The sequence below is a fragment of the Moraxella tarda genome (assembly GCF_035181405.1).
Lineage (GTDB): Bacteria > Pseudomonadota > Gammaproteobacteria > Pseudomonadales > Moraxellaceae > Moraxella.
This window is the reverse complement of the sequence record NZ_JAYGGV010000005.1, coordinates 25954-38270: the sequence shown is the minus strand read 5'-3', so window position 1 is coordinate 38270 and position 12317 is coordinate 25954. Positions and strand designations below refer to the sequence as shown.

Sequence of the window (12317 nt, the reverse complement as noted above, 5' to 3'; positions counted from 1 at the left end):
TTGCCTTCGTTAGCAGCAATCTTGCCTGTATTGGCTTGAATGCTGGTTGTGTTAGCAGCAATCTTGCCTTCGTTAGCAGCAATCTTGCCTGTATTGGCTTGAATGCTGGTTGTGTTAGCAGCAATCTTGCCTTCGTTAGCAGCAATCTTGCCTGTATTGGCTGCGATATCCGCTGTATTATTGCTGATATTGCCAGCATTGATTGCAATGGCATTTGTGTTGTTGTTTACTTCTCCATGCACATGGTTAAAGCTGTCTTGGTCAACTTTACTGTCAATGGCGGCTTTGTTGGCATCGATTTCAGCTTTAAGCTCAGCTTTGTTATCAGCAATAGTTTTGTTGGTGTTATTATTCAAACTATAGACAGTTTCGATGTCTGCTTTGGCTTGAATGCTGGTTGTGTTAGCAGCAATCTTGCCTTCGTTTTGAGTGATGGCCGCTTCGTTTTTATCAACAGCATCATTAACAGCATTGATGTACTTAACTGTTTCTTCGATGTCTTTGCTATTTTGAGCGATATTCGCTTCGTTTTTATCAAGGCGACCGTCGTGAGCGTTGAATTCTGGCACAAAATTCTCAACAAGATACTTTTCTAAAGTACCAACACGCGTTCCAATTTGGTTAATGGCTTTTTCGTTGTCCGCCTTACTTTTTTTCAAAAACTTAGCTTCAGCAGCCAAATTGTCTTGCACGATTTTGATTTTATTGTTGAATTCTGTCTTAGCTTCAAGCATCCCGTCAACGAGTTGTCCAGTAATTTTTCCTAAAGTACCTTTTAAATAAACGTCTTTACGCTTATCATAAAGACGAGGATCATTAGGGTCTTTAATTGTAAAATCAACCGTATGATTAGTTGCATTTGTTGGTTGAGCCTGAGCTTGAGCCTGAGTGGCGAAGCTACTGACGATAGCCAATGCTAGCGTAGTGGCGACCACACGGCCTGCTTTAGAGGTGGTGATTTCAGAGCAGGCCACAGATTGAACCAATGAGCCTTGTTTAAAGATTTTATTCATGAATGGACTCCTAGTACCATGAAAAGTATGCGACCGAACTCTTTGATAGCTGATTTTATCAAAAGTCAAGCACGCGTTTTAGCAAGTTTAAAATAATTTAATTTAAAAAACCAATCAAAGCAGTTTAAAAAATAAAATTCTGTCTTGCTATGTTACCAAGTAAGCGAGGTTATGTCAATTGCTGTAAGCAATATTTGCTTAACATTTTGACTTGTTTTAGGCGGTTGTTGGCCTTTGGTGGTATGTTTGTTTTTTAGTTTTGGTTTTTTTTGAGCTTTGGTGTTGATTTGGTGATGCAAATCAGGCGGTATTTGATGTGGTTTGGTTGGGTTTTTGGCGTTTTTTTTGATTTTGTGGGCAGTGGCGATTTTTTTGTCAATTTATGTATGTTTTTTAGTAATTATTGATACTATTTTATTATTTTTTTGTAAAAATTGTGTTTTTGGATCTGGGTATGGCGATTGTGCTATAATGGGCGGTGTGTATTTTAGTAATTTTTTGTATTTTGGTTTTGTATTTTTTAATCATTTTAATTTTTTTAATTCTAATGTTGTCGTGCATTTTGTTCGGCAAAGATGAAAACAGATGGACTATAATAGATGGACTGTAAGATGAATGATGTAGCGATGAAAAAAATCACCCACGCCATTATCCCTTGTGCAGGTTTTGGCACACGAATGCTCCCACTTTCAAAAGCTATCCCAAAAGAGCTATTACCGCTTGGCAATCGTCCGAGCATTCATTATGTGATTGATGAAGCGATAAAGGCAGGCATTAAAAATATCGTGCTGGTCAATCACGCCCAAAAAAATGCGATAGAAAATTATTTTGATATCAATAGCGAATTAGATGCTCAATTAAGAAACAAAGGCAAAAATACGCTTGCCGATAGTTTAAACTTTTTGCCAAGTGATGTGGTCATTACCAGCGTGCGTCAAGGCAAGCCTTTGGGCTTAGGGCACGCTGTCTTGCAAGGGCGTGCGGTGGTGGGCGACAACCCCTTTGCGGTGCTACTGCCTGATGTGGTGCTTGACCCTTTTGATACCGATTATACAAGCCAAAACTTGGCGTTTATGTTAGGCGAATTTGAAAAAACAGGTCGCTCGCAAATTCTTGTCAATCCTGTGGCGACAGCCGATATTGACAAATATGGCATTGCTAAATTGGCAAATGCTCAAACCATTGAAAAATCCGATAAAAATCAATCACTTGCTGTAACTGGTTTTGTAGAAAAACCAAAAGCTGATGTCGCTCCGTCAAATTTGGCGGTAGTGGGTCGCTATGTGTTTGACAATGCCATTTTTGATTATCTTGCCAAAACCGCCCCAAGCGTTGGCGGTGAAATTCAGCTTACCGATGCGATAGATGCCTTGATTGGTACAAAGGGCGTGGATGTAACGACAATGGTGGGGGAGAGCTTTGACGCTGGCGATATGACAAGCTATATGCAGGCGTTTATGTATTTTGCTCAAAGGCAGCTAAAGGAGATATGATGCGGGCAACTACCCTTGAAGCGATTATCGCTCAAACTGAAGGTCAGTATTTTGAGCGTAAAAATGCCAAAATAGCCCCAAAAGACATTATAAAGCATTTGATTGGTTTTGCCAATGCAGGTGGTGGTACATTTGTGATTGGTATTGAGGATAATGGGGAAATTACAGGTTTTAAAAAGCCTAAAGCACACAGTTTGAGCGAATATCTGCACGCCATACAAACACTACAAAAAATGCCAATTATTCATAGTAATGAAGTGATTACTGTCCAAAATAGCAGTGGTCAGTCTGATGAGTTACTTGTTTTTTGTGTTGAGCCATCGTTAAATCGTGTGATAGAAGCTGATGATGGCAGTGCTTATCTACGCTCAAATGACCAAACTTTATTATTAAAATATGAGCAACGCAGACAGCTGGAGTACGACAAAGGGCAACGCAATTTTGAAGATGAGATTGTACCTGATGCGGATTTTAATGATTTGGATACTAATTTGTTAGAAGAGTATAAAAAATATCTAAATAGCACTTCTACATTAGAAGAGATTTTATATGCTAGAAATCTCATCAACAAGTCTGGGCAAATTACCAATGCAGGGATTTTGTTATTTGGTAAAAATCCGACTCGTTATTTTCCAAATGCTCGTATTAAAGTATTAAGATATGATGGCACAACCCAAAAAACAGGTAGTGAAATCAACATCGTTAAAGAATTCCAGCTAGAAGGAGCGATTCCAAAGCTTATTATGCAAGCAAGACAAGTTGTTGCATCGCAACTTCGGGAGTTTCAGACATTAGACAAAGATGGCAATTTTGTTAAAATGGATGAATATCCTGAGTTTGCTTGGTTTGAAGGTATTGTCAATGCTTTGACACATCGTAATTATGCTTTTTTGGGCGACTATATCCGAATCTCTATTTATGACAATCGGTTGGAAATCTTTAGTCCAGGTAAATTACCAAATATTGTAACCTTGGAAAATATGCGTCATACCCGCTATTCTAGAAATCCTAGAATTGCTAGGATTTTATCTGAATTTGGTTGGGTAAAAGAATTAAATGAAGGTGTTAAGCGTATTTTTAATGAAATGGAGCAACACTTTTTACACTTGCCAACTTATCAAGAGCCAAATGGTAATTCTGTTTTGCTTAGTTTGGAAAATAATATTTTGCAACGAACGCTAAGAGCTAGTGAGCGATTAGAAAAAATCATCAATGAGAAAATGGTTGAGAGTTTATCGGAGTTTGAGAAAAAGGCTTTGCAGTATGCCTATCAAAATGAGAAAGTAGCGGTTAAAGATTTGGCGGTTTATTTGGAAAAAAGTGATACATTTGCCAGAAAACTATTAAAATCTTTGCTAAAAAAAGGACTTGTTACTTGGGTTGGTAACAGTAAAAATGACCCAACTCAACATTACAAGTTAAGTTCGGAGTAGTTCGGAGTAGTTCGGAGTAGTTCGGAGTAGTTCGGAGTAGTTATTAAGGTAAAAAATGCAAACCACCACTTGGCAAGCCCTACACACCCTTGCCCAAAATCCGCCTGATTTAAACATCTTATTTAAGTCTGACCCCACTCGTGGCGAAAAATTTACCGCTAACGCTTGCGATATTTATATGGATTTTAGCAAACAGCTTGTTACCCCAGAGATTTTAAATCATCTTATTGATTTGGCAGGTGAGTTTGAGTTAAAAAATAAAATCAATGACTTACTGACAGGCAAAAAAGTCAATGACACCGAAAATCGCCCTGCCTTACACACCGCCTTGCGATTACCAAAAAGCGAAAGCCTTATTGTGGACGGCGTTGATGTAAACGACCAAGTTCATCAAAGCCTACAAAAATGTCAGACGATTGCCCGTCGTATTCGCCAAAAAATCTGGCGTGGTTATTCAGGTAAGGCAATTTGTGATGTGGTCAATATTGGTGTGGGTGGCTCGGATTTGGGGCCTTTGATGGCAACCACAGCCCTTGATGAATGGGCGGATACCGACATCAATGTGCATTTTGTGTCCAATATGGACGGCACGCAGTTACATAGCTTGCTGGGTGTGTTAAATCCGCAGACCACTTTGTTTATTATTTCATCAAAATCCTTTGGCACCGCTGACACCTTTGCCAACGCCAAAACCGCCTTGCATTGGCTGTTGTCCGCCCACAACAATAAACGCACCGTGCTACACCGTCATTTTATTGGCATATCCACTCGCACCGACAAAATGAGTGAGTGGGGCATTCACCCTGACAATCAGCTACTGCTTTGGGATTGGGTGGGCGGACGGTTTAGTATGTGGTCAGCCATTGGGCTTGCCATTGCTATTAAAATTGGTATGGACAATTTTTATGAGCTTTTGGCAGGGGCAAATCAAATGGATAGGCATTTTGCAAGTGCTGATTTTAAAAACAATTTGCCTGTGCTTTTGGGGCTGATTGGCGTATGGAATGCCACTTTTTTAAACATCAACGCCCATTCGGTGCTACCTTATGACGGACGGCTTAAATTTTTTCCCAATTATTTAACCCAGCTTGAAATGGAATCCAATGGCAAATCGGTCGCTAAAAATGGTAATATTGTTGCTTATAAGACCTGTCCGATTTTGTGGGGCGATATTGGTTCAAACGCCCAACACGCCTTTTATCAGCTGTTACATCAAGGCACGCAGGCGGTTTCGTGCGACTTTATCACGCCGATTAATCGTTATGATATCGCCCAAGCCCACGACAAATATTTGGAAAATCAGCATAAATTATCGCTTGCCAACTGCCTTGCTCAGTCGCAAGTATTGGCATTTGGTAATCACGCCTTGCCTTTTGATATGGCTTCAAAAGACGACAAATTTTTGCAATTTAAACAATACCGTGGCAATCAGCCGTCCACGACTTTGCTTTTGACCGCTTTGACCCCAAAAACGCTAGGTTCACTCATTGCTTTATATGAACACAAAGTTTTTGTGATGAGTGTGATTTGGCAAATCAACCCTTTTGACCAATGGGGCGTAGAAGTCGGCAAAGTAATGGCAAATAGCGTCTTTGATGTGCTAAATGGCACAAGTGAGACAATTAAATTTGACAGCTCAACCAATGCGTTGTTAAAAGTAATCAAGGATAAAGCATAGACAAGTGTGGTTTTAAATCGCATTGATGTATAAGCATTTAGGAAAAATAATGAAACAAATCAATCTATTGGGTGTTAATTTTGAAAGTATAAATACTGCCATATTTTTGGCAGGTTTGGATTTACAAGTTTATTTAATTGGTCAAACTGACGCAATCAATGCCTTATTAAAAAATTATCAATTTGACCGCCAGTTGGCTTTATTGTGGCAGTTTTATACCGCTGACAATAAAATTATTATTAGCGATACATTACAAAATACCGATAATTTTTGGTTGTTTTTTGATAATGAGACTGATGATAAATTCAATGAGTTGGATGATACATTTTTAACAAAACAATTGTTCAATCCAAATAGCCAAGTGATATTAAGTGGGGCAAAACCGATTGGGTTTTTTGATGAATTTGCCAAGAATTTACCAACAAATTGGGTATATTATTTGCCATTTAATTTTTTAAAAGAAGGTAATAATTTTAATGCTTTTTTTAATATTGAACTTTTGTTGATTGGCGAAAAAATTAAGGACAGTTTTGATAAATCCAGCATTTTAAAGATATTATTAAAAAACAGCCAAAAGCACAATATCGCCACCATTAAAACCATTGAATTTGTTCGTGCCAGTATTGCAGGTATGCTTGCCACACGCTTATCTTTTATTAATGAAATGGCACGCCTTGCTGACAGCCATAAGATTAATATCACACAAGTACAAACCATAATGGGGCAAGACAGTCGCATTGGCAAAGAGTATTTGTCAGCAGGGTGGGGTTTTGGGGGTAAATCATTGCCAGATGAGTTGGCATTTTTGATGCAAAGTTTTAAACAAAATCAAGTGGATACCGCACTTTTAAAGGCGGTGGTTGATGTCAATACCGACCAAAAAGAGTTGATTTTTAGAAAGTTTTGGCAGTATTTTGATGGTGATATTGACCATAAAACCGTGGTCATTTGGGGGGCAGGCTATCGCATTGGGGCTGGGCGTACCACAGGCAGTGCGGTGCATATTTTACTTAATTTGTGTTGGCATTATGGTATAAAAACACTTGTTTACACAATAAATACCGCTTATGAATTAACCCAAAAATATCAAAACCAGCCGTTATTTCAATTAATTGATAATCCGTACGCACTAAATAACGCTCACGCATTATTTATGGTTAATTGGTCGGACAGTCAAATTGATATATCCGCTTTAAATGAATTTGCCTTGCCGATATTTGACGGTAAAAATGTATTCAGTGATACGCAAATTTGTCAATACAAAGGTTATTATGCAGGCATTGGTTGTTTTGATTTAAAAACCAAATCATAAAAAGGTAAAAACAAGATGAAAAATATTTTGGTAACAGGTGGGGCAGGTTATATTGGCTCGCATACTTTGATTGAGCTTATTGGTGCAGGGTTTGACCCTGTTGTGTATGACAATTTGTCTAATTCTAGTCCGATTGCGATTGAGCGAGTAGAACAAATTGTCGGTCAAAAAATTGACTTTATAAAAGGCGATATTTTAGACAGTCAGCTGTTAAGCCAAGTATTTGCCAAATATCAATTTTTTGCGGTTGTGCATTTTGCAGGGTTAAAGGCGGTGGGCGAAAGCGTGGCAAAGCCTTTAAAATATTATGAAAACAATGTGGCAGGCACGCTAAATCTATTACAGGTGATGCAACAATTTGATTGTCATCGGCTGATTTTTTCATCATCGGCAACGGTGTATGGCAATCCTACATCATTGCCAATTTTTGAGCATTTTCCCCGTTCTTGCACCAATCCGTATGGACAAAGTAAGTTAATGGTTGAGTATATTTTAGAAGATGTGTGTAAGGCAAATCGTGATTTTTGTGCCATCAGTTTGCGTTATTTTAATCCGATAGGTGCACATTTTTCAGGGTTGATTGGCGAAGACCCAAACGACATTCCCAACAATTTAATGCCTTATATCAGTCAAGTGGCGGTGGGTAAATTACAAAAGCTGTCGGTATTTGGCGATGATTATGATACCATTGACGGTACAGGTGTGCGAGATTATATCCATATTATTGATTTGGCAAAGGGGCATTTAAAAGCCTTAGAATATTTGGTAAAAGGCGATAAAAATAATCACATTATTGGATTTGAGCCAATCAACTTGGGTACTGGCAGTGGTACAAGTGTTTTACAACTTGTCAATGCCTTTGAAAAAGCAACAGGTCAAAATGTGCCTTATGTGATTGTAAGCAGACGAGCAGGCGATATTGCCAGCTGTTATGCGTCTTGTGATAAGGCAAAATCGCTATTAAATTGGCAAGCACAGTTTGATATTACCCGTGCGTGCTTGGATACTTGGCGGTGGCAAAAGAATAATCCTATGGGCTATCAATCATAAAAAGACGGAGAATCACATGCAAAAAATCATCTTGGCCAGTAACAATCAAGGCAAATTGACCGAGTTTCAATCTTTGTTTGATGACGCTGACTTGGGTATTCAAATCATCTCGCAAGGCGAATTGGGTATTGATGATGCGGTTGAAGATGGCTTAAGTTTTGTTGAGAATGCGATTATCAAGGCACGCCATGCAAGTGCCAAGAGCGGATTGCCTGCCATGGCAGATGACAGCGGGCTTTGTGTGCCTGTGCTTGGCAATTTACCGGGGATTTATTCGGCACGCTATGCCAGTTTAGACGGTATGGGCGAAAAAGGCGATGATTTGGCGAACAACAAGCGATTGCTTGCAGAATTAACGCCATATTTTGATAAAGGCGAGACGGTAGAGGGGATTTTTGTGTGTCTGTTGGCTTTTGTACGCCACAAAGATGACCCATTGCCAGTGATTGCACAAGGCTTGTGGCGTGGACAAATTTTGTCTGCACCGAAAGGCGATTATGGTTTTGGATATGACCCACTTTTTTGGTTGCCCCATCTTGGTAAATCGTCTGCCGAGCTTAGCAAAGACGAGAAAAACGCCATCAGCCACCGTGGGCAGGCAATGAAAACTTTGATTGAGCAACTGCTTTAAGGTTGTATTTTGCCAAAAAAACGGCTATACTAACCACCTTTTAGGATTTTTGTAGGTGCTTTTTGGCACTACCCAGATTTCATTTTAACCATTTATTGAGCATATTAGCAATCATAAATGGTTCATAGGTTTTAAGGTAAAAAATATGAGTAATTTAGACATCGCAGTCAATGTACTGTCAGACAAAGAAACCCAACTGACTGTCAAAGTACCAGTAGGTACAATTCAAGGTAAAGTTGAAAACCGTATTCGTAGCTTGGCCAAGACTGCCAAAATAGATGGTTTTCGTAAAGGCAAGGTGCCAGTAAGCCACATTCGTGCACAATACGGTGCAGGCATTCAGCAAGAAGTCATTAATGATGTGATTCGTGATACAGTATTTGAAGCGATGAACGAAAAGAAAATCCGTGCCATCGGCGTGCCAAATATTGATGATGTCAAACTTGAAAATGACTTTTTGGTGTATCAGGCGACTGTTGAGACTTTCCCAGAGGTAGAGGTAAAGGGTCTGTCTGATATTGAGGTTGAGCGTCAGACTGCCAGCATCTCTGATGAAGATGTTGATGTCATGATTGAAAATCTACAAAAACAACGCCAAACCTTAGAAGTTAAAGATGGTGCATTGGAAGATGGTGATGAGGCAACTTTTGACTTTGAAGGCTCTATTGATGGCGAAAAATTTGAAGGTGGCACTGCTGAAGATTATCGCTTAATCATTGGTTCAGGTCGTATGATTCCTGGTTTTGAAGACGGCATGAAAGGCATGAAAGCTGGCGAAGAAAAAACCATCAAAGTAACTTTCCCAGCAGATTATCAAGCTGAAAACCTACAAGGTAAAGAGGCTGACTTTAAAATCAATGTCAAAGAAGTAAAAACACCAAAATTACCAGAGCTCAATGAAGAGTTTTTTGAACTGTTTGGTGTTAAAGAGGGTGGTCTTGATAAGCTTAAAGCTGATGTTCGTAAGAATATGGAGCGAGAAATCAAGAACGCTGGTCGCAACCAAGTAAAACAGGCGGCGTTTGATGCACTGCTTGAAAAGAACGAATTTGATGTGCCAAAGACAATGCTAGAACAAGAGATCAATCGTCAGCGTGAGCAAATGCTACAGCGATTTGCTCAGCAATTTGGCGCCAATCCAAAAACTTTTGGTGCAGATATGCTGCCAAATGAATTGTTTGAAGACCAAGCATTGCGTGCAGTGCGTTTGGGTGTGTTGGTTAGCCAAATCATCACTAAAGAAAAAATTGAGGTGGATCAAGAGCGTGTTACTGCATTCATCGCCGAAGCAGCAGAAAACTATGAAGACCCACAAGAAGTCATTGATTTTTATACCAATGATAAAGAACAGCGTGCTGGCATTGAATCTGTGGTACTAGAAGACCAAGTGGTGGATTATCTATTATCACAAGGTAAAGTGGTTGATAAAGAAGTAAAATACCAAGACCTTTTGGCGGCAGCACAACAAGCCCAGTCATAAGTTGATCGGCTTGTAATAAAGATGCAAAAATACCCTAAACAGTGTTTGGGGTATTTTTTAATTAATGTTAAAATAAGTGCAATTTTCACTGTTTAATGTTTATTTTTTTAGGAAAAAACCAATGAATGATATGAAGCATAACCCTTTTTATGACCAGTTGATGGATACTTATCATGCACCACAAGCCGCCCTTGTGCCAATGGTGATTGAGCAGTCTGGGCGTGGCGAACGCTCGTTTGATATTTTTTCACGCCTATTGCGTGAGCGTGTCATCTTTTTGACAGGTCAGGTTGAAGACAATATGGCAAATTTGATTGTTGCCCAGCTGTTGTTCTTAGAGGCAGACAATCCAGAAAAAGATGTGCATTTGTACATCAATTCCCCAGGGGGCGTGGTAACCGCAGGCATGGCAATTTATGATACGATGAATTTTATCAAGCCTGATGTGTCTACCATCTGCATGGGGCAGGCGTGTAGTATGGGATCGTTTTTGTTGTCGGCAGGACAAAAAGGCAAACGCTATGCTCTAGCCAATTCACGCATCATGATTCATCAGCCTTTGGGCGGTTTTCGTGGGCAAGCGTCTGATATCGAGATTCATGCACGAGAGATTATTCAGCTAAAAGCTAAGCTGAATCAGCTACTTGCCGAGCATACAGGACAACCAGTTGAGCGACTTGAAAAAGACACCGACCGTGATAATTTTATGAGTGCTGATGCTGCCAAAGAATACGGTTTGGTTGATGTGGTGCTTGACAAACGCCCAGTGAATCTATAAGGAGTACTCATGAGCAATATGAACACCTGCTCTTTCTGCGGCAAAAAAAAGGCAGAGGTTGAAAAACTGATTGCAGGCGATGATGCCAGTATCTGCAATGAATGTATTGCCACTTGTGGGGATATGCTTGCTGGTGTTAATGACACCTTAGTCGAACAAGATGATGAAAATGTGAGCAAATCGCCAGATAACAAATTGCTCACACCAAAAGAGTTGCGTAAGCATTTGGACGGATATGTTATTGGTCAAGATGGTGCTAAAAAAGCATTGTCGGTGGCGGTATATAACCACTATAAGCGTCTTAAATGTGACTCAAAAGACGCCTTGGGTGCTGAGCAAGTTGAGCTTGCTAAGAGTAATGTTCTGCTCATCGGACCGACAGGTTCTGGTAAGACCTTGCTGGCACAGACTTTGGCACGCCTGCTTGATGTACCATTTGCAATGGCGGACGCTACTGCCTTGACCGAGGCAGGTTATGTGGGTGAAGATGTGGAAAACATCGTCCAAAAACTGCTTCAAGCTGCAGATTATGATGTTGAGCGTACGCAAAGAGGCATCATCTTTATTGATGAAATTGACAAAATTACGCGTAAGTCTGAAAATCCGTCCATCACCCGTGATGTCTCTGGTGAGGGCGTGCAGCAGGCACTTTTAAAAATCATTGAGGGTACGGTGGCAAATATTCCGCCACAAGGTGGGCGAAAGCACCCACGCCAAGAGATGATTGCTGTGGATACAAGTAATATTTTGATCATTGTTGGTGGGGCATTTGCAGGGCTTGAGCGTATCATTCAACAGCGTACTGAGACGACGAGCATGGGGTTTAATGCGATGGTAAAAGCTCAGTCAGAGGCTAAAATCAGTGAGCTGTTCCGTGAAGTTGAGCCAGAAGATTTGGTAAAATTTGGTTTGATCCCTGAGTTTATTGGTCGATTGCCTGTGATTGCTACGCTTGATGAATTAGACGAAGATGCATTGGTGCAGATTTTGACCGAGCCTAAAAATGCTTTGGTTAAGCAATATCAATATCTGTTTGCAATGGAGGGTACAGAGCTTGAATTTGAAAAAGACGCTCTGACCGCCATCGCCAAACAAGCGATGAAACGCAAAACAGGGGCAAGGGGTTTGCGTTCTATCATTGAAAACGCACTCTTAGAGACAATGTATGAACTGCCTGATATGACTGCCAAAAAGATTGTCGTAACCAAAGGCGTGATTGAAGATGGCGAAAAGATAACAGTAATTAAGTAAGCCAAACTTAATATCAAACAATACAAGTCTAAAAAGTCCTATTTGGGCTTTTTAGACTTTTTTTGTTTGGGGTATTGATGAAGCCAGCTTGTTTTTTTGCCATGTGGTATCTCCATGTTACTTAGTGCTTAGATGAATGATTGCCATAATGTTTGGGTCAAATCACTCTATAAACAACAGATTATTGGTTAATTTTTA

The 12317-nt window shown here is 39.9% G+C and carries 10 protein-coding genes; 9 read left to right on the top strand and 1 reads right to left on the bottom strand.

The window, feature by feature from the left end:
* Positions 1–1013, bottom strand: a 1013-nt coding sequence (locus U9670_RS07210) for a hypothetical protein (protein WP_416381613.1), incomplete at its 3' end; no start/stop codon positions are given.
* A 626-nt stretch (positions 1014–1639) separates the two neighbouring features.
* Between U9670_RS07210 and U9670_RS07205 the strand changes: the two genes are divergently transcribed.
* From U9670_RS07205 to clpX, 9 genes are all read left to right on the top strand, one after another.
* Positions 1640–2506: a UTP--glucose-1-phosphate uridylyltransferase gene (locus U9670_RS07205; protein ID WP_323842306.1), complete on the top strand. Its 867-nt coding sequence runs from the start codon at positions 1640–1642 to the stop codon at positions 2504–2506.
* Positions 2506–3939, top strand: a complete 1434-nt coding sequence (locus U9670_RS07200) for an ATP-binding protein (protein ID WP_323842271.1) — start codon at positions 2506–2508, stop codon at positions 3937–3939. The genes U9670_RS07205 and U9670_RS07200 overlap by 1 nt, the downstream gene beginning before the upstream one ends.
* Positions 3940–3994: 55 nt before the next feature.
* Positions 3995–5617 carry a glucose-6-phosphate isomerase gene (gene pgi / locus U9670_RS07195; RefSeq protein WP_323842272.1) on the top strand — a complete coding sequence of 541 codons (1623 nt, stop codon included), beginning with the start codon at positions 3995–3997 and terminating at the stop codon, positions 5615–5617.
* 49 nt (positions 5618–5666) lie between these two features.
* Positions 5667–6929 (top strand): UDP-glucose 6-dehydrogenase, encoded by a 1263-nt coding sequence (locus tag U9670_RS07190; protein ID WP_323842273.1) that lies wholly within the window; start codon positions 5667–5669, stop codon positions 6927–6929.
* A 15-nt stretch (positions 6930–6944) separates the two neighbouring features.
* Entirely contained in the window at positions 6945–7979 is a 1035-nt protein-coding gene (gene galE, locus U9670_RS07185) for a UDP-glucose 4-epimerase GalE (protein ID WP_323842274.1), read from the top strand.
* 16 nt (positions 7980–7995) lie between these two features.
* The gene (gene rdgB, locus U9670_RS07180) at positions 7996–8610 is read left to right on the top strand and encodes an RdgB/HAM1 family non-canonical purine NTP pyrophosphatase (RefSeq protein WP_323842275.1); all 615 of its coding nucleotides are present in this window, start codon (positions 7996–7998) and stop codon (positions 8608–8610) included.
* Positions 8611–8755: 145 nt separating this feature from the next.
* Entirely contained in the window at positions 8756–10090 is a 1335-nt protein-coding gene (gene tig, locus U9670_RS07175; protein WP_323842276.1) for a trigger factor, read from the top strand.
* A 160-nt stretch (positions 10091–10250) separates the two neighbouring features.
* Complete coding sequence (clpP, locus tag U9670_RS07170) at positions 10251–10868, top strand: ATP-dependent Clp endopeptidase proteolytic subunit ClpP (protein WP_323842307.1); 618 nt, start codon at positions 10251–10253, stop codon at positions 10866–10868.
* A 9-nt stretch (positions 10869–10877) separates the two neighbouring features.
* A complete protein-coding gene (gene clpX / locus U9670_RS07165; protein WP_323842277.1) occupies positions 10878–12119 on the top strand; it encodes an ATP-dependent Clp protease ATP-binding subunit ClpX in 1242 nt (413 codons plus the stop codon).
* Positions 12120–12317 lie beyond the last annotated feature (198 nt).